This window comes from Labrenzia sp. ATLA3, assembly GCF_057180185.1.
In genome coordinates this window covers 190,123-211,404 of record NZ_JBXUKV010000008.1, presented here as the reverse complement: position 1 = coordinate 211,404, position 21,282 = coordinate 190,123, and the positions used below count along the sequence as shown (strand labels likewise).

Below are 21,282 nucleotides of genomic sequence, written 5' to 3'. Positions count from 1 at the left end.
TGATGCGCGCGGGAAAGTTTTTTTTGATTGTTGGCCTGGTAGTTCTGGCTGCGGGTTGCCAGAGATTGTCCGGGGGGCGCAACTATGCCGCACCGCTGCCGGCGACCCCGACAACGCCAGTAGGCTCAGGACAGCTTGCCCCGCTCGATCCGAACGCACAAGGCACCGGTCTTGACGATCCATCCGCTCAGCCGACCGACTTGGCGAGCAACCCGGTTGCAGCCCCAGCCGATGCCAAGGAAGTTGGTCGGACAGACCTTCTGGGCGGCTGGAAACTTGCCTCCGGGAGCGACAACTGCATGGCCTTCATGACACTGACCTCGTGGTCCGGTGGCTACCGAGCAAATACCAGAGGTTGTACCTCTCCGGTACTGTCCGGGATCTCTGCCTGGGACCTGACCGGCAATCAGGTGGTTCTGAAAGACGGTAGCGGCCAGATCGTTGCACAGCTTTATTCCAGCGCTCCCGGTAAGTTTAACGGTCAAACCTCAACCGGATCGCCGATCTCGCTGTACCGTTAATACCCCTCCGTATTAATGCTAGACAGCTCGCGCTATAGGTGTATATTTGCATGGCTACCGGAAAGGCTGTGCAAATGTCAAAATATGAACCACTGCGGGAACACTTGGCGCGTCTGGAAGACGTTGTCTGGGCGGCCAAGCTGAACGAAGTTGAAGATATCATAGGTTCGTCTCTTCCCAAAAGCGCCCGGGAACACCGGACCTGGTGGGCCAATTCCGGCGGCAGCCTGGTTCACCAGAATGCATGGCTGGACGCCGGGTGGCGGGTGGAGCGCACCGACCTGATGCGCGACGTCATTGTTTTCCGGCGGTTGCGCATCGGTGGCACCATAGCCGGGTCGTCCACCCGCGCGGACAGGTCGACCAGGACACCGCAGAAGACGGCGGAAAAGCGTCTCTCCAAGGAAATGGCCGCGCTGCGTCAGCCTGCAACCGTAACGTTGCGGTCCGAATGGACCACGCTTGGCGACGTTCAGCGCACGCCCTGTTCCAATTCCATCGTTCCGCATGAAGGCGGCATTATGCGCTTTGCCACCATGCAGGGAGACGAGGTGGTGACTGCTATCGTCGCCACATTGTCAGTCCACAAGGCTTATCGCAGCATGCGCATGGCAATGAAGGGTCTTGACGACGATACCGGAAGCAGTGTCGGCGTGGATCTCTTCAAGAAGGCCGGTTTCGATGCCGCAACCCCGATCGAATGCGATGTGGTCAAGTCGGGCAACGCCTGGCTGCTGACCGACGGCCGCGGGCGCAAGGCCAATCTGGACGATCAATCCGAATGTTATCTTGTCGCTCAACTGCTCTATCTTCAGGAAGTGCAGAACGGTCGCAAGACGGCGCTTTATCTGCGCTAGACGTATCATGCTGTTATCGTCTGGAAGCTTCCGGTGCCCAGGCGATAACGGAAAAGAGGCAGCGGCGCTCTCCGGCGACGCCGCATCGTAAATGGGCACAAGTGCCTTATTGCGTTCCTCCCGCACAGGTCCCCTCCCTGTGCAAAGCGCTCGTAACCTACTTACCGGTTGCGGGCGCTTTTGTTTTGCCTGCTCCTCCAGACATTCAATCCAGCAGCGGCTCTCATCACATCTGCAATTTTCAGTTCGGATAACATCAGCCCAAAGGACAGTCTGTTGCTTCCTGGACGTGTCGGATGCCGAAGTCTTCTTCCGGACGCGGTGCCGTGATCAGGTTTGACGCCGAACATCTGCTGCATAATCCGGTTTACGAGATGGAGCGACGGACGGTGCCGCAGAACGTTCAACAGCACATCGGCCTGGCGAAGCCAGTCTGGATCGTGTGGCTGCAACGTTATCCTCTTGAGGCCTGAAATCCTGAAATTTCCAGCGGTTGAAATGCAAATTCGTAAGAGTGCGTGATCGGATTCAACCATATCATGACTTGCATCTGCGACGTTTTGACCTTATTTCGCCGTGCAAATAGATACGTCCAAGACCCCATGAATTCTCATGGAGGGAGCAGCACCTTTGAAAATGGAACTGCCGGTCAACCGCGCCCTCAGCGCTCGCTACGACGCGCTGATCGCTTCGGGTGAGATCAAGGAAGACCCCGTGCAACGGGAGGCTGTGCGCCAGCTCGATCTCCTGAACACCCGCCTCGCCGAAACCCGTCTGGCCTCCAAGAAAAGTTCTCTTGGTTGGCTTTTCGCCAGCAAGAAGAACCAGCTCTGGGCCTCCGTGCAGGGGCTTTACATGTGGGGGGGCGTCGGACGCGGCAAGACGATGCTGATGGACCTCTTTTACGAGGTCACGGTCATACGCCGCAAACGGCGGGTTCATTTCCACGAATTCATGAACGATGTGCACGATCGCATCCACGCCCATCGCCAGGCGCACAAGCGCGGCGAGGTCAAGGGGGACGATCCGATCCCGCCCGTGGCAAAGCAGATTGCGGAAGAAACGCGCCTGCTGCTGTTCGATGAGTTTTCCGTCACGGACATTGCCGATGCCATGATCCTCGGCCGTCTGTTCACCCAGTTGTTCGAACGCGGCGTCATCGTGGTCGCCACATCAAACGTCGAGCCGTCAAGTCTCTACAAGGACGGCCTCAACCGCCAGCTCTTCCTGCCGTTCATTCAGATGCTGACGACCAAGGTGGAAGTGCTGCATCTCGATTCTCCGACGGACTATCGCCTGGAGAAGCTCGGCGGTGCGCCGGTCTACGTCACCCCCCTGGGCGAAAGCGCGGATGCGCACATGGATAAACTCTTCGCCAAGCTTACCAATGGGTTAGCGCTCCATTCGGCAGAGCTTGAGAACAAGGGCCGCAAGATTGCCGTTCCCTGCGTGGCGGGCGGGGTCGCGCGGTTCTCCTTCAACGACCTGTGCTCGCAACCGCTGGGGGCGAGTGACTATCTGCGCGTCGCCCATGCGTACAGCACGGTGTTTCTGGACAATGTCCCCGTGCTGTCCAAGGCGCGGCGCAATGAAGCCAAGCGTTTCATCAATCTGATCGATACGCTTTACGATAACGGCACCAAGCTGGTTGTCTCCGCTGAGGCCGAACCACAGGATCTGTATGTTGGTGAGGACGGCACGGAAGCTTTCGAATTTGACCGCACATCGTCGCGGTTGATCGAAATGCGGTCCGAGGCGTACCTTGCGGGTGAAAGACGGAATATACACGCATAGGTCTGCATTCCCTATAGGTGAATTATGCAGACGGGAAGATATGGGAAAATTTGCCCGCCATCGCGCAATATTCTTTTGGCGAGGTTGCGCGGGCGGAGCAAAGGGAGTAGTGCCATCCTCAGTCATCAGAGGATGGCATAGAGTTCCATCTTACGTAAAGGGAAACTTTCGAAATGGCGCGGAACAAGATTGCCTTGATCGGCTCTGGTCAGATCGGCGGCACACTCGCACATCTGGCAGGTTTGAAGGAACTGGGAGACATCGTGCTCTTCGACATCGCGGAAGGTGTTCCGCAGGGTAAGGCGCTCGATCTGGCTGAGTCCTCCCCGGTCGACGGATTCGATGCCAAGCTGGCAGGTGCCAACAGCTACGAAGCCATCGAAGGCTCGGACGTTGTCATCGTCACCGCCGGTGTTCCGCGTAAACCTGGTATGAGCCGCGACGACCTTCTGGAAATCAACCTGAAGGTTATGGAGCAGGTTGGCGCCGGCATCGCAAAGTATGCCCCGAACGCATTCGTCATCTGCATCACCAACCCGCTCGACGCGATGGTCTGGGCCCTGCAGAAGTTCTCCGGCCTGCCGAAGAACAAGGTCGTCGGCATGGCCGGCGTTCTCGACAGCTCCCGTTTCCGGTACTTCCTGGCGGACGAATTCAACGTCTCCGTCGAAGACGTGACCGCATTCGTTCTTGGCGGCCACGGCGACACCATGGTGCCGCTCACCCGCTACTCCACCGTCGCCGGCATTCCGCTCACCGACCTCGTCAAGATGGGTTGGTGCACGGCCGAGCGTCTGGAAGAAATCGTCCAGCGCACCCGTGACGGCGGCGCAGAGATCGTTGGCCTGCTGAAGACCGGCTCCGCTTTCTACGCTCCGGCTGCTTCCGCCATCTCCATGGCTGAAAGCTACCTGAAGGACAAGAAGCGCGTCGTGCCGTGTGCGGCTGCCCTCGATGGCCAGTATGGCCTCAAGGACACCTACGTGGGCGTTCCGGTCGTGATCGGCGCTGATGGCGTCGAGCGCATCATCGAAATCGACCTGCAGGGCGAGGAAAAGGCAAACTTCGACAAGTCCGTCGCATCTGTCGACGGCCTGGTCGAGGCCTGCAAGAAAATTCAGCCGGCGCTCGCCTGAACCGGGCCCGCCTAACGGAATTTGCGGCCGTTCTTCCCTTAGGGAGGGACGGTCCTCCGACAACGGGGGAAACACATGAACATTCATGAATATCAGGCCAAGGCTGTCCTGAAAGAATACGGTGCACCGGTGGCAGAAGGTGTTGCCATCTTCTCCGCCGACGAAGCCGAAGCAGCCGCCAAGAGCCTTCCGGGCCCGCTCTGGGTCGTGAAGTCACAGATCCACGCAGGTGGACGCGGCAAGGGCAAGTTCAAGGAACTGTCCGCCGACTCCAAGGGCGGTGTTCGCCTGGCTTTCTCGCTGGACGAAGTCACGTCCAACGCCAAGGAAATGCTCGGCAACACGCTGGTCACCAAGCAGACCGGTGCAGCAGGCAAGGTCGTCAACCGTCTCTACATCGAAGACGGCGCCGACATCGAGCGGGAGCTTTACCTCTCCATTCTGGTCGACCGCACCGTCGGACGGCCGGCATTCGTTGTCTCCACCGAAGGTGGCATGGACATTGAAGCGGTTGCCGAAGAGACCCCCGAAAAGATCGTCACCCTGCCGATCGATCCGGAAGCCGGCGTCACGGAAGCCGATGCCGCCAAGCTGTGCGATGCACTGGAACTGACCGGCGCAGCGCGTGAAGACGGCATGAAGCTGTTTCCGATCCTGCACACGGCGTTCGTCGAGAAGGACATGAGCCTTCTGGAAGTGAACCCGCTGATCGTCATGAAGGACGGTCACCTGCGCGTTCTGGATGCCAAGGTCTCCTTCGACGGCAATGCCCTGTTCCGTCATCCGGACATCATGGAACTGCGCGACATCACCGAAGAAGACGAGAAAGAGATCGAGGCGTCCAAATACGACCTCGCCTACGTCGCTCTCGACGGTGATATCGGCTGCATGGTCAACGGTGCCGGTCTTGCCATGGCGACCATGGACATCATCAAGCTCTACGGCGCCGAGCCGGCCAACTTCCTCGATGTTGGCGGTGGTGCTTCCAAGGAGAAGGTGACGGCCGCGTTCAAGATCATCACGTCCGATCCGAACGTGAAGGGCATCCTGGTCAACATCTTCGGTGGCATCATGCGCTGCGACGTGATCGCGGAAGGCGTGGTTGCAGCCGTCAAGGAAGTCGGCCTGCAGGTTCCGCTCGTTGTCCGCCTGGAAGGCACCAACGTGGAACTCGGCAAGACGATCATCAACGAAAGCGGTCTGAACGTGATCGCCGCTGATGATCTCGACGACGCCGCCCAGAAAATCGTGAAAGCCGTGAAGGGGGGCGCGTAAATGTCCATCCTCGTCAATAAAGACACGAAAATCATCGTTCAGGGCCTGACCGGCAAGACCGGCACGTTCCACACGGAACAGGCACTTGAATACTACGGCACCAAGATGGTCGCCGGCGTGCACCCGAAAAAGGGTGGCGAGACCTGGTCTTCGGGTCTCGACAGCGCAGCGTCCCTGCCGATCTATGCGACCGTTGGCGAAGCCAGGGAAGCAACCGGTGCCGATGCGTCCGTGATCTACGTTCCGCCGGCAGGCGCGGGCGCTGCGATCATCGAAGCCATCGAAGCCGAAGTTCCGTTCATCGTCTGCATCACGGAGGGCATCCCGGTTGCCGACATGGTCAAGGTCAAGGCCAAGCTGGAGAAATCCAAGTCGCGCCTTCTCGGCCCGAACTGCCCGGGTATCCTGACCCCGGAAGAGTGCAAGATCGGCATCATGCCGGGTTCCATCTTCAAGAAAGGCTCCGTCGGTGTTGTTTCCCGCTCCGGCACCCTTACTTATGAAGCTGTCTTCCAGACCACCAATGCCGGCCTCGGCCAGACGACGGCTGTCGGCATCGGTGGCGACCCGGTCAAGGGCACCGAGTTCATCGACGTCCTGGAAATGTTCCTGGCCGACGACGAAACACAGTCGATCATCATGATCGGCGAAATCGGTGGTTCTGCGGAAGAAGACGCGGCGCAGTTCCTGAAGGACGAAGCCAAGCGCGGTCGGTCCAAGCCGATGGCTGGTTTCATCGCCGGACGGACAGCGCCTCCGGGCCGTACCATGGGCCACGCCGGTGCCGTTATTTCAGGCGGCAAGGGCGGTGCAGAAGACAAGATCGCTGCGATGGAAGCTGCTGGCATCAAGGTGTCACCGTCTCCCGCGAAGCTCGGCGAGACCCTTCTCGAAGTCTTGAAGGGCTGATTCTGCAAGAATCTTTCGCGATAGGGACGGAAACTGTTTACGTTTCCTGTCGCATGATGAAAGGATGGGTTCCGGCGCGGTTGACGTGCCGTAACCATTTTTCGAGGGGTCGGTGGAAACCATCGGCCGTTGTAGGGAAACCGGCCGCGGGTCAATTTTTCGGGCCCGCCTAAACAAAAGGGCGGAGGATACCTCCGCTAAAGGACATGGCACGGCAGGAAGCGAACAACGTATTCGCACTGACGTCGTTGCTTTACGGCGCCAACGCAGCCTATATCGAAGACCTCTACGCACAGTACAAGACAGATCCGAGCTCGGTTGATGCCGACTGGCAGGATTTCTTTGCTGCCTTCCAGGACGAGAAGGAAGCCGTGCTGAAAGAGGCTCGCGGGGCGACCTGGAAACGCAAGGACTGGCCGATCGAGGCCAACGGCGACCTCGTCAATGCATTCGACGGCAACTGGGGCCCGATTGAGCAGAAGCTCGGCGAAAAACTGAAAAAGAAGGCCGAAGCCAAGGGCGAACCGATCTCGGATCAGCAAGTTCATCAGGCGACACGCGATTCCGTTCGCGCCCTGATGATGATCCGCGCCTATCGCATGCGTGGCCATCTTCATGCGGACCTCGACCCCCTCGGCCTGGCTGGCAAGGGCGATCACGAGGAACTGCATCCCTCGTCCTACGGCTTCACCGAAGCCGACTGGGACCACAAGATCTTCATCGACCATGTTCTGGGTCTGGAATACGCCACCATCCGCGAGATGTTGGACATCCTGAAGCGGACCTATTGCTCGACCCTGGGTGTCGAGTTCATGCACATCTCCGATCCGGCGGCCAAGTCCTGGATTCAGGAGCGCATCGAAGGTCCGGACAAGCAGGTGGCCTTCACGACGGAAGGCAAGAAGGCGATCCTGAACAAACTGATCGAAGCCGAAGGGTTCGAAAAGTTTCTGGACGTCAAATACACGGGGACCAAGCGCTTCGGTCTGGATGGCGGTGAAGCGCTGATCCCGGCGCTGGAACAGATCATCAAGCGCGGCGGCTCCCTGGGCCTGAAGGAAATCGTGTTCGGCATGGCCCACCGCGGCCGTCTGAATGTGCTTTCCCAGGTGATGGCCAAGCCGCACCGTGCAATCTTCCACGAGTTCAAGGGCGGCTCCTACACGCCGGACGATGTGGAAGGCTCCGGCGACGTGAAGTATCACCTCGGCGCTTCGTCCGACCGCACCTTCGACGGCAACGACGTTCACCTGTCGCTGACGGCAAACCCGTCGCATCTGGAAATCGTCAACCCCGTGGTTCTCGGCAAGGCGCGCGCCAAGCAGGACCAGCTGGCTGCCGACGAGGATGGAAATTTCGTCGACACGACCGAGATCGACCGTGGCACGGTTCTGCCGCTGCTGCTTCACGGCGACGCTGCGTTCGCCGGCCAGGGTGTTGTTGCCGAGTGTTTCGGCCTGTCCGCTCTGCGCGGTCACCGCACCGGCGGTTCGGTCCATGTGATCATCAACAACCAGATCGGTTTCACCACCAATCCGCGCTTCTCACGGTCCTCGCCCTATCCGTCGGACATGGCGAAGGTGATCGAGGCGCCGATCTTCCACGTGAATGCGGATGACCCGGAAGCGGTTGTCTTCGCAGCCAAGATCGCGATCGAATATCGCCAGATGTTCCACCGCCCTGTGGTCATCGACATGATCTGCTATCGCCGCTTCGGCCACAACGAGGGCGACGAGCCGGCGTTCACGCAGCCAATCATGTACCGGAAAATCCGCAAGCATGCGACAACGCTGCAGCTCTACTCGGATCGCCTGATCAAGGAAGGCGTTCTGACGCAGGACGAAGTCGATCACATGAAAGCCGACTGGCGCAAGCATCTGGACGACGAGTTCGATGCCGGCCAGGCCTTCAAGCCGAACAAGGCCGACTGGCTGGACGGCAAGTGGGCGGGCATGAAGCGTGCTGCCGACGAGGACGACCCACGGCGTGGTGAAACCGGTCTGCCGATCGAGGATCTGAAGTCGCTCGGCCGGGCTCTGACCCACGTGCCGGATGGTTTCAACATTCACCGCACCATTGCGCGCTTCATGAACCATCGTGAGCGCATGATCGAGACCGGTGAAGGCATCGACTGGGCAACTGCCGAAGCGCTCGCCTTTGGTTCGCTGCTGAAGGAAGGCCACCCGGTGCGTCTGTCCGGTCAGGATTGCGAACGCGGCACATTCTCGCAGCGCCATTCGGTTCTGTACGATCAGGAAGACGAGAGCCGGTATATTCCGCTCAACAACGTCTCTCCCAACCAGCAGCGTTATGAGGTCATCAACTCGATGCTCTCGGAAGAGGCCGTCCTGGGCTTCGAATACGGCTACTCGCTGGCAGAGCCGCGCGGTTTGACCTTGTGGGAAGCGCAGTTCGGCGATTTTGCCAACGGTGCGCAGGTGTTGTTCGACCAGTTCATCTCTTCGGGTGAACGCAAGTGGCTGCGCATGTCCGGCCTTGTCTGCCTGTTGCCGCATGGCTACGAAGGCCAGGGTCCGGAACACTCCTCCGCCCGTCTGGAGCGTTTCCTCCAGCTTTGTGCGGAAGACAACATGCAGGTAGCGAACTGTTCGACCCCGTCGAACTACTTCCACATTCTGCGCCGTCAGCTTTGCCGCGATATCCGCAAGCCGCTGATCCTCATGACGCCGAAGTCCCTGCTGCGGCACAAGAAAGCCGTGTCGACGCTCAAGGAACTCGGACCGGATTCCACTTTCCACCGCCTGTTGTGGGACGACTGGGGCCCCAACCTGAACTCGGATGGCAAGCTGGTTTCGGACGACAAGATCCGCCGTGTCGTGATGTGCTCGGGCAAGGTCTATTACGATCTGTTCGAGGAACGCGAAAAGCGCGGCATCGACGACGTCTACCTGCTTCGCGTCGAACAGCTGTATCCGTTCCCGAAAAAGGCCCTGATGCTGGAACTGGCCCGCTTCCCGCAGGCGGAAATGGTCTGGTGTCAGGAAGAGCCCAAGAACATGGGCGGCTGGTTCTTCGTTGAGCCCTATATCGAATGGGTCCTGGAACAGATCGACGCCAAGCACAAGCGCCCGCGCTATGCAGGCCGCAATGCGATGGCATCGACCGCAACCGGCCTGATGTCTTCGCATCTGGCGCAGTTGCAGGCGTTCCTCGAAGAGGCTCTGGGAAGTTAGTCACAAGAGGGCCTTCGGGCCCTCTTTCAAAAATTTGGCCAGGTAATTTTAAGAGAAGGCGACCATGGCAATCGAAATTCGCGTCCCCACGCTGGGTGAATCTGTTTCCGAAGCGACTATTGCACAGTGGTTCAAGAAACCGGGCGACGCCGTCAGCCAGGACGAACCCCTTGTGGAACTGGAAACCGACAAGGTGACCGTCGAAGTTCCGGCACCGGCCGCAGGCACCCTGGAAAGCATTGTGGTCAAGGAAGGCGACACCGTTGAGGTCGGCGCCCTGCTTGGTCAGATTGCTGAAGGCGCCGGTGCTCCGGCCGCAAAGGCTGACGCGGCTCCCAAAAAGGCGGAAGCCGCTCCGGCAAAGGCCGGCAGCAAGGACGAAGCCAAATCCGAAAAGGCCGAACTGGTCGATGTCGTCACTCCGAGCGCGGGAGAATCCGTTACCGAGGCGGAAGTCGGCGAATGGAGCGTGAAGGTCGGCGATGTCGTCAAGGCCGACGATACACTGGTGGAACTGGAAACCGACAAGGCGGCGCAGGAAGTTCCGGCCCCGGTCGCAGGCACCATCGTCAAGATCGCTGTCGAAACCGGCACGACCGTGGAACCAGGTGTTCTGCTGTGTCAGATCGATCCGTCGGGCGCCGGCGCTGCTGCCAGCAAGGAAGCCTCTGCTTCTTCGGAACCGGCTGCATCCGCTCCCCAGGCAAGCGGTGGCTCCTCCATGCCGCCGGCACCGTCTGCTCAGAAGATGATGGCGGAAAACAATCTCTCGGCCGATCAGGTTTCAGGGTCCGGCAAGCGTGGTCAGGTGCTGAAGGAAGACGTCATCAACGCCATCGCCTCTGGCGCTACATCCTCCGGCTCGGCATCGTCGGCAGCTCCTGTTGCCCGTGGTCCGGTTGCCGCACAGGATGAAGTTCGCGAAGAACGCGTCCGCATGACCAAGCTGCGTCAGACCATTGCGCGCCGCCTGAAGGACGCGCAGAACACCGCGGCCATGCTGACCACCTACAATGAAGTCGACATGGGCCCTGTCATGGAACTGCGCAAGCAGTACAAGGACCTGTTCGAGAAGAAGCACGGTGTCAAACTCGGCTTCATGGGCTTCTTCACCAAGGCGGTGACCCATGCACTGAAAGAGATTCCGGCGGTCAATGCCGAAATCGATGGCACCGACATCATCTACAAGAACTTCTGCCACATCGGCGTCGCCGTCGGCACGGACAAGGGCCTCGTGGTTCCGGTTGTGCGCGATGCGGACCAGATGTCCATCGCCGAGATCGAACAGGAAATCGGCAATCTCGGTCGCAAGGCGCGGGACGGCAAGCTGGGCATGGGTGATATGTCCGGTGGTACCTTCACCATCTCCAATGGTGGCGTGTACGGTTCGCTAATGTCTTCGCCGATCCTGAACGCACCGCAGTCCGGTATCCTGGGCATGCACAAGATTCAGGAACGTCCGATGGCTGTGAACGGTCAGGTGGTGATCCGTCCGATGATGTATCTGGCGCTCTCCTACGATCACCGGATCGTCGACGGCAAGGAAGCCGTGACCTTCCTGGTTCGCGTCAAGGAAAGCCTGGAAGATCCGCAGCGTCTGGTTCTGGATCTCTGATCCGGTTCCGCTGCCGTGCGGGCGGCTTGCCAGACACAGGCAAGGCGCCCGGACATTTCAAGGATGCCTGGCCGGCGGCGTTTGATCGTCAACGCTTGAACGCCCGCCTGTCCGATCGAGGAGAAGCCGCATTATGAGCCTGGAATTTCTGATAACTGCTCTCGTCGTGGTGCTTGTTCCAGGCACAGGTGTTGTTTACACGGTCGCCGTCGGGCTTGGCAGGGGACGTCAGGCGTCCGTTGCCGCGGCCTTCGGCTGCACGCTCGGTATCATTCCGGCGATCCTGGCGTCCATCGTGGGCCTTGCGGCTCTGATGCACACCAGCGCCCTTGTGTTCCAGGGCGTGAAATACGCCGGGGTTGCCTATCTGCTCTACCTTGCCTGGCAGACGCTGAAGGACAGCGGGCCGATGGAACTGAAGGCTGACAAAAGCGCGCGCAAGAGCTTCGTCGCAACGGCGCGCACCGGCTTTCTGATCAACATTCTCAATCCCAAGCTGACGGTATTCTTCCTCGCTTTCCTGCCGCAATTCGTCAGTCATGATGCGCTCAATCCGACGCTCGACATGCTGCTGATGGGCGGTGTCTTCATGGCGATGACCTTCGTGGTCTTCGTCATCTACGGCGCGTTCGCCTCGCTGGTTGGCGAGAAAGTGCTGAAGAGCGACCGGGTCATGGTCTGGATGCGCCGGACAGTGGCGGCAACCTTCGCCGGGTTCGGCTTGCGGCTGGCTCTGGCGGAGCAATAATCGCGTAATCGCCAGGGGGTGAGACGGTCGGGAGGAACAGGAATATGAACGCCATAAAGCGTTGTGCCCTTTCGGCTGTTCTTGTGGTCTGGACTTTCCTTGGCCTCATCTGCGCGGCGCATGCCGGCGAGCAACGCACGGCACTGGTGATCGGCAACGCGCAATACGGCTACGGGCCACTGGCCAATCCGGTCAACGACGCGGTCGCCATCACTCGGGCCCTCGACAAGGCCGGGTTCGACGTCATTCTGCAGACAGATGCCGACCAAGATGCAATGCAGCAGGCGATCCAGGCTTTCGGCGACCGGCTGAAGGCGAAAGGTGGCGTCGGCCTGTTCTTTTACGCCGGGCATGGTGTCCAGATTAACGGCGAAAACTACCTGTTGCCTGTGGCCAGTGAAGCGCCCGCAAACGAGGCTCTGCGTCAGCAGTCGGTTGCGGTCAGCGAAGCCGTCGAGATGATGACGTCGTCTCATGACGGGCTCAATATCATCGTGCTCGACGCCTGCCGAAACAATCCGCTCGGCGGCGCAGCGTCCGGCCTGTCACGGATCGACAGCAGTGGGCGCCTGTTCGTGTCTTATTCGACGTCTCCCGGTGCCGTGGCTCTGGACGGGCAGGGCAGCAACAGCCCCTATACCAAGCATCTGGCCAGCGCCATCGCGACCCCGGCTCTCAATCTGGAAGAAACCTTCAAGCGCACCTTGAAAGGTGTGTTCCAGGAAACGGACGGTCAGCAAACGCCCTGGATCTCCTCGACTTTCTTCGGAGATTTCACCTTCGTTGACGACGGCAGTGGAAATCCGGCAGGATCGCTGCCCAAGATGACCGCTCTCGCGGCAATCGGAACCGCTCTCAGGGAGAGTGCCGCCCGCACCGGCCCCGCCCGGCAGATCTCCGGTGTCTACAGGGTCGACGGGACCAACCCGAACGGCTCCTCCTACGACGGCATGCTTGCGGTCACTCCGGAAGATCGCAATGTCCGGTTTACCTGGTGGATCGGGAACGACATATTCACCGGTGTCGGTGAGTTCGCGGGCCGTATGCTGGTGGTCAACTGGGGAGACAAGCATCCGGTGGTCTATTCCATCACCGGCACGGATACGCTGGACGGTGAATGGGCGGACGGCTCCGCGAGCGAGAAACTGATGCTTTTCGCACGGGCCGCCCCGGCCGCCGCCGAAGGTTTGGCGGGTACTTATTCCGTCGCAGGTCGCAATCCGAACGGCACGACCTATCAAGGGACGGTCGAGCTGGCGCAGCAGGGACGGAAATACACGCTGTTGTGGACGGTTGGTGCCAGCAGCTATCGCGGTGTGGGCACGCTGGAAGGCAATGTCCTGACGGTGGAATGGGGTGACAAGACACCCGTGGTCTATGCGGTTATGGAAGACGGGCGCCTGAGAGGCCTTTGGGCCGCAGGCCGCGGTGCAGAAGAACTGACACGCCTTTAATGGCAATTGGAACGCAAACCAGTGGGAATTCATGGCTGACACAGTTGTATTGGTGACGGGCGGAAGCCGGGGGATCGGCGCAGCCATCAGCCGGAAAGTCGCGGCAAGCGGCCACAAGGTGCTCGTCAACTACACGCACAACCAGGCCGCGGCCGATGCTCTTGTTGAGGAACTCAAGGCAGCCGGCGGCGAGGCGGTCGCAGTTCGGGCCGACGTCCAGAACGAAGCCGATGTGCTGCATCTTTTCGCCGAAGCCGACAGGCTCGGCACGCTCAAGGGCCTGGTCAACAATGCCGGTGTCGTCGACTTGTCCCAGCGTGTTGACGAAATGTCGCTGGAACGGCTGACGCGGATGTTCTCCATCAACGTCATTGGCGCGTTCCTATGCGCCCGCGAGGCGGTCAAGCGCATGTCCACCAGACATGGCGGCGACGGCGGTGTGATCGTCAACCTGGGCTCTGCCGCCTCTAAGCTGGGCGCGCCCGATCAATACGTCGACTATGCTGCCTCCAAGGGCGCGATCGATACCATGACGGTGGGGCTGGCGCTGGAAGTTGCCGACGAAGGCGTTCGCGTCAACGGCGTTCGCCCGGGCATCATCGATACAGAGATTCACGCCTCGGGTGGCCATCCCGACCGGGTGGCCCAGCTAAAGTCCAAACTGCCGATGAAACGTGCCGGAACCGCCGATGAGGTGGCCGAAGCGGTTCTGTGGCTTCTCTCCGACATGTCCAGCTATACGACCGGGGCCATCCTTGATGTGTCCGGCGGCCGGGCAATCCTTCCCTAACCCCCATTCGAACCAGAAATGAAAGAGGCAAAGGCGACCAAAATGTCCCAATATGATCTCGTCGTCATCGGAACCGGTCCTGGCGGCTATGTGTGCGCAATCAAGGCCGCGCAGCTCGGCCTGAAAACGGCCGTCGTCGAAAAACGCGCAACGCTTGGCGGCACCTGCCTCAACATCGGCTGCATTCCCTCCAAGGCGTTGTTGCATGCCTCGGAAATGTTCGAAGAAGCAGGACACGGTTTCGAGAAACTTGGCATCAAGGTGCCCAAGCCCAAGCTCGATCTGCCGGTGATGATGGAGCACAAGACCGGTGTGGTCGACGCCAACGTCAACGGCGTTTCCTTCCTGATGAAGAAGAACAAGATCGACGTTCACACCGGCACCGGCAAGATCCTTGAAAAGGGCAAGGTCGAAGTGACCGATGCCGACGGCAAGTCAAACGTCCTGGAAACGAAGAACATCGTCATCGCCACCGGATCGGACGTCATGCCTCTGCCGGGTGTCGAGATCGACGAGAAGCAGGTCGTCTCGTCCACCGGCGCGCTGGAACTGGACAAGGTTCCGGGCAAGCTGGTTGTCGTCGGCGGCGGTGTCATCGGTCTGGAACTCGGCTCCGTCTGGAACCGTCTCGGATCGGACGTGACCGTGGTCGAGTTCATGGACAAGATCCTCGGTCCGATGGACGGCGACGTGTCCAAGAACTTCCAGCGTATGCTGAAAAAGCAGGGCATGGAGTTCAAGCTCTCTTCCAAGGTCACCGGCGTCGAGAAAAAGGGCAAGGGCCTTGCCGTGACCGTTGAGCCGGCCAAGGGCGGCGATGCACAGGTGATCGAGGCGGACATCGTGCTGGTCGCCATCGGCCGTCGTCCCTACACCGAAGGGCTGGGCCTCGATAAAGCAGGCGTTGGTCTCGACGACCGCGGCCGTGTGCAGATCGATAACCACTACAAGACCAATGTCGACGGCATCTATGCCATCGGCGATGTGGTCGCCGGCCCGATGCTGGCCCACAAGGCCGAGGATGAGGGCGTCGCCCTGGCCGAGATCCTGGCCGGTCAGGCAGGGCATGTGAACTATGATGTGATCCCGGGCGTAGTCTACACCCAGCCGGAAGTCGCTTCCGTCGGCAAGACCGAGGAAGAACTGAAGGCCGCTGGTGTCGAGTACAAGACAGGCAAGTTCGCCTTCTCCGCCAACGGACGCGCGCGCGCCATGAACAAGACCGATGGCTTTGCCAAGGTTCTGGCGGATGCCAAGACCGACCGGGTGCTTGGTGTTCATATTGTCGGCTTCGGTGCTGGCGAGATGATCCACGAAGCTGCCGTGCTGATGGAATTCGGTGGTTCTTCCGAAGATCTTGCACGCACCTGCCACGCTCACCCGACCATGTCGGAAGCTGTGAAAGAGGCGGCTCTCGGCGCATTTGCAAAGTCGATCCACTCGTAAGCCACGTGTTTCGTATCATCACGATATCGCTCAGGGGCATCCGGTTACCGGGTGCCCCTTTGCATTTTCCAGGCGCTGACACGCGTTGCGATGGGTCGCTATCCGGACGTGGTTCTCAGATGTAAAATATTGCAACTATTCGTAAAGTGGGTGATGTATCCACAACCGATACAGTAGGGTAGGGTCCAATCAGAGGGTCTGCATTTCAATAAACGGCAGGTGATGCTTTGGTTGAAAGGCGATGGGGCAGTAACGGGGATCCGTATTCATCCGGCATCTGGCCGCTTGTGGTGGCGGGGCTGGTGCTGCCACTGGTCTGCGGTCTGGTGTTTTTCTGGCCAGACAGGACCATCCCCTATGTGGACGATCTTTTTTTCATCCCCTGGGCGTCTGAATTTGCCCAGACCGGTCATCACGTCAATCCGCTTCTGGCGGTTCAGTTTCCGGGGCTGGAAAACTACCACCTCCAGCCGAGACTGCATCTCATTCTGGCCGGCTGGTTTCTGGCGGTAACCGGCGTCAGCACAGCAACAATCGTGCTGTTCGAATTCCTGTGTTATGTCGCGACCAGCCTCGTCTTTGTCGTGTTCTGCCTTAGGTCGAACCTGCGAACGGCGGCGTTTTTCACACCGCTGGTCTTCGCGCCGATGTATGTCGTTTCCGGCTTTCGACTGGAACTCACGGGCGCTCTCATCTGGATGCTGGGCCTTCTTCTGCTTCTGCCGATAGCGGCCAAGGCTGCCAAGGGTGAGGCGCGGCGGACCGGCAGCGAGACCGCTGCAAGTATCGCCGGCACCGCGCTTATGGGAATAGCGCCGCTGACCGGTCTTTCCATGCTGGCCTGGAGTGTCGGCGTTATCGCCGTGCTGCAGATCTGGAGGCTCAGGACGCGTCAGGCAAGTGTCGCACGGGTGCTGAGCGAAGGCCTTGTGGCCTTTGCCATCGCTGCCGCACTCTTTGCAGTTTCGGTGAATTTCGAGTTTGCGGAGTTCTTTCGGCAGATCGCCTATCACGCGACGCGGTCCCATGGCTCCGGCCGGTTCAACGTCGAAGCGATCTTCCGGGCAGCCATGTTTGCGGGCGTGGCGTGGTTTGTTTTCCGCAAATCGCGCACCCTCGGGCTGATCTGTTTTTGCCTTGCAGCGGGACAATTCCTTGGCGCCGTCGTTCACGACCGCCCGCTCATCCGCAATCTTGCCGCTGCCATGCTGTTTCTGATAGCGGTCGACACGCTACTGGACACCCGTTGGCAAAGGGTCAAGCTGGGCCTTTGCGCCGCGCTGGTTCTGGTGCTGTCCGCCAATTTCATCGTTTTCTACGTAGTCTCGCAGCCTCTGTCCAACAGGCCCGCTGTGGTCGAGGCATACCGGCAGGATCTGGCGGACGGCAAGCGTGTCTTCATCGATGAAACAATGGCCCATCATTTTCTGGATCAGCAGACGTCCGGTGCCCTGTCCTGGACCTGGGGCGGCACGTTCCCGAAGGGACGCCCGACCAGCATGGCAGACCTGAAGGAAGGCGATGTCTGGTATGTCAGCGAATATACGCTGCTGGGGTATCTGAAAGGCAGGCACGACGTTGCCCAAAAGGTCTGGCCACAGAACGAGTATCACCATGTGCTGCAGTTCTCCTGCAGTCTGGGTCGTCATTCCTGCAATCTGCCCGCCAAACGCTGGACAATGATGCGTCTGGAAAGGCGTGAGGGAACCGTGATGGTGACAGAACTCGGTGCAGGCACGGCCCCAAGACCAATCGCCGAAAAATAGGAGTTCGCTCGCTGGCTGGCAGGGCTGACACGAGAGCGTCTGCCGCGTCCTCTCAAAGCGATGGACCCCGGCGTGCCTTTTGGCAGCTGTTCAACCCGGTCAGTGCTCCTGCAGGCAAAGTCCGTGGTCGCCGAAAGCCTTCAGAACGTTGCATTCGGTCACCGTGTGATCGCCTTCGCAGCTTGTGGCGATGCGTTTCAGTTCAGCTTCCAGCTTGCGCAGGTGGGCGATCCGCTGGCGCACCGCCTTCAGTTGATCTTCGGCGATGCGGTTCGCCGTTTCGCAGGGTTTGTCCGGATGCTGGCTGAGATCGATCAGATCCCGGATGGCCGGCATGGGCAGGCCGAGGTCGCGGCAGTGCTTGATGAAGCCGAGCCTTTCCAGATCGCTGGACCGGAAGCGCCTCTGGTTGCCTTCGCTGCGCAAAGGCGCCTCCAGCAGGCCTTCCTTTTCATAGTAGCGGATGGTCGGAACCTTCACGCCTGTCCGTCTCGACAGATCGCCAATTGAAAAATCCATAAAAAGCCTCTTGAAGCTCTAGTCGCTATAGTAATTAAAAGGGACAGGTACCGAAAATCAAGCGACTCGAACAAGGAGTGGATCATGGGTGCCTGTTGCGGACATTCCCAAGGAACATTTGACGGAATGTCGACGGACTATCGCCGCCGCCTCTGGCTGGTGATAGCGCTGAACGGCGGCATGTTCATCGTCGAGATGATCGCCGGTCAGGCGGCCGGCTCCAAGGCTCTGCAGGCCGATGCGCTCGATTTCTTTGGCGACGCCGTAACCTACGGCATATCGCTCGCGGTGATCGGCGCATCGCTGAAAACGCGGGCGCTGGCAGCGCTTGCGAAGGGCACCAGTCTGTTTCTGATGGGTGTGTGGGTGGCGGCAACCACGCTTTACCAGGTCTTCGTGCTCGGCGTGCCAGAGGCGGCAGTGATGGGCTCCATCGGCTTTCTGGCGCTCGCCGTGAACCTTTCAAGTGTCCTGCTACTGGTCCGCTACAAGGATGGGGACGCCAATGTGCGCTCCGTCTGGCTGTGCTCGCGCAACGATGCCATCGGCAACGTGGCCGTCATGCTGGCAGCCGCAGGCGTCTGGGGGACCGCAAGCGCCTGGCCGGATCTGATTGTCGCCGGTCTGATGGCGGCTCTGTTCGTCAGTTCCTCGGTCCAGATCCTGAGCCAGGCTATCCGCGAATATCGCCACAAGACGGAGCACGAAGTGGCGGCGGAATGACCGGCGCGGCAGAATGAGCCTCTCAAACGGTGGTGCCTCCCAGATGCACCACCGTTATTTCAGGCGGTACACCGAAGCGGACCGGAAGGATCGAGCATCCAAGACCGCCGGAAATGATCAGGTGACGGGGCTCTGTCAGAAGGTTCAGGTGCCTTGCAATCCGTGTTCCTTCCGTTTCAACAATGTGGCCGTAGACATAGCTTTTGGCGCCCTGCTTGGGAAAGGCCGGTTTGTAACCGAAACAATTGACCTGACCGCCGTGGGTGTGTCCGCTGAGCGTCAGGCTGACGCGGCCCGGCACTTCGCGGATGATGTCAGGCTCATGTGCCATCAGCAGCACGGGCGCATCGTCCGTCACCTGCGCAAGCGTTCCGCTCAGATCATCAAGGCCTTTCCAGTGGTACCGTTTGACCTTGCTGCGCGGTCTCAGTGCAAGCTGGTCGTCAAGGCCGGCAAGCCAGAAGGCATGGCCATCCTTCTCGATGCGCCGCGCCCTGTTCTGGTAAAGAGGAATGCCGGCATTCAGCAGCGCCTGGCCGTATTTGGTCGGCCCGCCGCCGCTTAGCTGGGCATCCGCATCGTCCCACCAGTCGTGATTGCCGAGAATGGCATGGGTTCCGAGTGGGGCCGAGAGGTCACCGAAGAGATCCGCCCAGGCCTGTGGCGGGATCGGGTCATATTGCCATTTGTGGTTGGCGACATAATCGCCCAGCATCAGGATGATGTCCGGCTTCAGCGCGTTCGTCTGCCGAACGATGGAGCGAACCCGCTCCAGCCCCATCCAGGGATCGCAGATATGCGGGTCGGCGATCACCGCGGCTGTCAGCTTCAGGCCCTCCGGCCATCGCGGGGGCGTCAGATGATAATGCTTCAGGTTGAGGCGGAAGGGCTCAATGCCGATGGCATAGGCAGGGGCCGAAACGGCGCCCAGCATGGCGATGCCACAGGTTTGCAGGAAGCGGCGTCTGGAAATCATGAGACTGTGTCGACCGGTTCTTCAGGATAATCGCAAGTGAACCGGGATGTTGGCGCGGGGATGCGGCCTGAGGGAGGCAGGTTTCAGCAGATTTCGTGCAGACGTCGTTTATGCAAAAACAAGCCCGCTGCGCGGCAGCGGGCCTTGGTCTGGATCTTGTCTGTCCGGAAGGATCAGTCCGATAGGGTTTCGCCCCCGGTTGGTTGAATGACGCTCTCGTTCACGATGGCATCGCTGAGATCGTTGGTGGCAATGGCCACATCCGAACCGGTTTCCGGCAGGACAGGCGTTTCCGCCACGGTCATCTGCTTGGCCTGTGCCGACTTGTTCCAGCTGCACGCTGCGGCTGGTGCAATTGCAAACGCAGTTACGGCAAGGGCCGCGATGCCGGTGCTCAATAAGCGCATGTTACCTCTCCTCGCATTGGCGCGCGCAAAAATCACGCAGTCTTCCGTAAGGTAAGGCAATTTGCGGGGCTGACAAGGATAAAGCGGAACAGGATTGTTGTCCTACGGCCCCTTGCCGGCTACTTGCGCTGGAGATTGTAGGTGTTTTCGGTGCGTGGTTCCGACAGATCGTTGACAACGTTGATCACGTGGACATCCAGAAGATCGCCAAAGGCGCGCAAGGTGAGCTGTTTGCTGCTCAGGAAGCCGATCAGCAACACCTGAATGGCACCATCGGAGCGCATCTCCGCTTTGGTCCAGCCCCATTTGCAATCGCGCGGGATACACGACGTGAAGGCGCGTACACGCACATGCACGGCCTCGTTCTCGCATCGGCTGTCCACTTCAATGCGCGAGATTTCCTTCGGCTTGGCATCCGGATAAACCCAGACGCCATCTTCAGGAAGCGGACAATAGACGCGCTGCGCCACCGAGGGCACGGCCGACATCAGAAGAAGACCGGCTGCGAGCAGGAACAGACGCATTCGTTATCTCCCGGTGAAAAAAAGCTCTTTCAGCAACCTAACCGTTTGTGGCGGCAGCGGCTACAACGGAGTTGGCGCATCCCGGGATTCGAACCAATTTCCCTTCACCAAACAGAGGCTTGCCATGCAAACACTTGAAACGCCCCGGTTTCGCCTGCGCCTGCCGGCAAAACCGGACTTTCCCGTCTACAGGGCCTTTTATGCGGATGGTGAGGCGTCACGCTTTTATGGCGGCCCCCGCGTGAGGACATGGCCTGGCGGGTGCTGGCAGGCCATCTCGGCCACTGGCAATTGCGCGGCTACGGCATTTGGGTGATCGAACCGAAAGCAGGAGGGAACATCATTGGCGGGTGCGGCTTTGTCTGGCCTGAAGGCTGGCCAAGGCGGGAACTGACCTGGTGGCTGATGCCGCAGGCCCGCGGCACCGGCACCGCAGTCGAAGTCTCCGAGGCGGCGATCCGCCACGCTTACCAGGTGTACGGCTGGCCCTTGGTCGAAACGCATATGAAGGATGACAACGAGGCAGCGAAGGGGCTGGTGCGCAAACTTGGCGGGGAACCGATTGCGCGCGACCTGTTTCCAGACGGCCTGGAGCGGACGGTCTACGGATTTCCGAAAGCTGACTGAC

20 protein-coding genes are annotated in these 21,282 nt (G+C 59.9%); 16 read left to right on the top strand and 4 right to left on the bottom strand.

The annotated features are described in order from the left end of the window. Positions 1-23 precede the first annotated feature (23 nt). From AC2A6O_RS22575 to AC2A6O_RS22510, 14 genes are all read left to right on the top strand, one after another. The gene (locus tag AC2A6O_RS22575; RefSeq protein WP_498930475.1) at positions 24-521 is read left to right on the top strand and encodes a protease inhibitor Inh/omp19 family protein; all 498 of its coding nucleotides are present in this window, start codon (positions 24-26) and stop codon (positions 519-521) included. Between the two features lie 74 nt (positions 522-595). Then, on the top strand, positions 596-1,378 hold the full coding sequence (locus AC2A6O_RS22570; protein WP_148582184.1) for a DUF7662 domain-containing protein: 783 nt from the start codon (positions 596-598) through the stop codon (positions 1,376-1,378). Positions 1,379-1,674: 296 nt separating this feature from the next. Beyond that, a complete protein-coding gene (locus AC2A6O_RS22565; protein WP_498930473.1) occupies positions 1,675-1,851 on the top strand; it encodes a hypothetical protein in 177 nt (58 codons plus the stop codon). A 163-nt stretch (positions 1,852-2,014) separates the two neighbouring features. Then, the gene (gene zapE, locus AC2A6O_RS22560) at positions 2,015-3,172 is read left to right on the top strand and encodes a cell division protein ZapE (RefSeq protein ID WP_498930846.1); all 1,158 of its coding nucleotides are present in this window, start codon (positions 2,015-2,017) and stop codon (positions 3,170-3,172) included. Positions 3,173-3,345: 173 nt separating this feature from the next. Beyond that, positions 3,346-4,308 (top strand): malate dehydrogenase, encoded by a 963-nt coding sequence (gene mdh / locus AC2A6O_RS22555; RefSeq protein ID WP_148582185.1) that lies wholly within the window; start codon positions 3,346-3,348, stop codon positions 4,306-4,308. A gap of 75 nt (positions 4,309-4,383) precedes the next feature. Beyond that, entirely contained in the window at positions 4,384-5,583 is a 1,200-nt protein-coding gene (sucC, locus tag AC2A6O_RS22550) for an ADP-forming succinate--CoA ligase subunit beta (RefSeq protein WP_148582186.1), read from the top strand. Then, positions 5,584-6,492: a succinate--CoA ligase subunit alpha gene (sucD, locus tag AC2A6O_RS22545; RefSeq protein WP_148582187.1), complete on the top strand. Its 909-nt coding sequence runs from the start codon at positions 5,584-5,586 to the stop codon at positions 6,490-6,492. 206 nt (positions 6,493-6,698) lie between these two features. Further along, entirely contained in the window at positions 6,699-9,686 is a 2,988-nt protein-coding gene (locus AC2A6O_RS22540) for a 2-oxoglutarate dehydrogenase E1 component (protein ID WP_148582188.1), read from the top strand. Positions 9,687-9,750: 64 nt separating this feature from the next. Beyond that, the gene (gene odhB, locus AC2A6O_RS22535) at positions 9,751-11,301 is read left to right on the top strand and encodes a 2-oxoglutarate dehydrogenase complex dihydrolipoyllysine-residue succinyltransferase (protein WP_498930470.1); all 1,551 of its coding nucleotides are present in this window, start codon (positions 9,751-9,753) and stop codon (positions 11,299-11,301) included. Positions 11,302-11,434: 133 nt separating this feature from the next. Continuing rightward, on the top strand, positions 11,435-12,049 hold the full coding sequence (locus AC2A6O_RS22530; RefSeq protein ID WP_498930468.1) for a LysE family translocator: 615 nt from the start codon (positions 11,435-11,437) through the stop codon (positions 12,047-12,049). A gap of 44 nt (positions 12,050-12,093) precedes the next feature. Then, entirely contained in the window at positions 12,094-13,503 is a 1,410-nt protein-coding gene (gene lfb1 / locus AC2A6O_RS22525) for an LIC10280 family protein (protein WP_498930466.1), read from the top strand. 31 nt (positions 13,504-13,534) lie between these two features. Continuing rightward, positions 13,535-14,293 carry an SDR family oxidoreductase gene (locus AC2A6O_RS22520; RefSeq protein ID WP_498930464.1) on the top strand — a complete coding sequence of 253 codons (759 nt, stop codon included), beginning with the start codon at positions 13,535-13,537 and terminating at the stop codon, positions 14,291-14,293. A 42-nt stretch (positions 14,294-14,335) separates the two neighbouring features. Continuing rightward, a complete protein-coding gene (gene lpdA / locus AC2A6O_RS22515; RefSeq protein WP_498930462.1) occupies positions 14,336-15,739 on the top strand; it encodes a dihydrolipoyl dehydrogenase in 1,404 nt (467 codons plus the stop codon). Positions 15,740-15,966: 227 nt separating this feature from the next. Continuing rightward, entirely contained in the window at positions 15,967-17,505 is a 1,539-nt protein-coding gene (locus tag AC2A6O_RS22510) for a hypothetical protein (RefSeq protein WP_498930460.1), read from the top strand. Between the two features lie 99 nt (positions 17,506-17,604). Here the strand turns inward: AC2A6O_RS22510 and AC2A6O_RS22505 are convergent, their stop codons facing one another. Then, entirely contained in the window at positions 17,605-18,024 is a 420-nt protein-coding gene (locus tag AC2A6O_RS22505; RefSeq protein ID WP_148582195.1) for a MerR family transcriptional regulator, read from the bottom strand. Positions 18,025-18,150: 126 nt separating this feature from the next. Here AC2A6O_RS22505 and AC2A6O_RS22500 point away from each other — a divergent pair, with 126 nt between their 5' ends. Then, positions 18,151-18,747, top strand: coding sequence for a cation efflux transmembrane domain-containing protein (locus tag AC2A6O_RS22500; protein WP_286192513.1), 597 nt, complete (start codon positions 18,151-18,153; stop codon positions 18,745-18,747). A 22-nt stretch (positions 18,748-18,769) separates the two neighbouring features. Here AC2A6O_RS22500 and AC2A6O_RS22495 read toward each other — a convergent pair whose 3' ends face one another. The 3 genes from AC2A6O_RS22495 to AC2A6O_RS22485 all read right to left on the bottom strand — a co-directional run bounded on the left by AC2A6O_RS22495 (position 18,770) and on the right by AC2A6O_RS22485 (position 20,654). Then, the gene (locus tag AC2A6O_RS22495; RefSeq protein WP_498930458.1) at positions 18,770-19,723 is read right to left on the bottom strand and encodes a metallophosphoesterase; all 954 of its coding nucleotides are present in this window, start codon (positions 19,721-19,723) and stop codon (positions 18,770-18,772) included. Positions 19,724-19,896: 173 nt separating this feature from the next. Next, positions 19,897-20,130, bottom strand: a complete 234-nt coding sequence (locus AC2A6O_RS22490) for a hypothetical protein (RefSeq protein ID WP_148582198.1) — start codon at positions 20,128-20,130, stop codon at positions 19,897-19,899. Positions 20,131-20,249: 119 nt separating this feature from the next. Beyond that, a complete protein-coding gene (locus AC2A6O_RS22485; protein WP_148582199.1) occupies positions 20,250-20,654 on the bottom strand; it encodes a serine/threonine protein kinase in 405 nt (134 codons plus the stop codon). Positions 20,655-20,903: 249 nt separating this feature from the next. Between AC2A6O_RS22485 and AC2A6O_RS22480 the strand changes: the two genes are divergently transcribed. Next, complete coding sequence (locus AC2A6O_RS22480; protein ID WP_498930455.1) at positions 20,904-21,281, top strand: GNAT family N-acetyltransferase; 378 nt, start codon at positions 20,904-20,906, stop codon at positions 21,279-21,281. The last annotated feature ends 1 nt before the right edge of the window (position 21,282 follow it).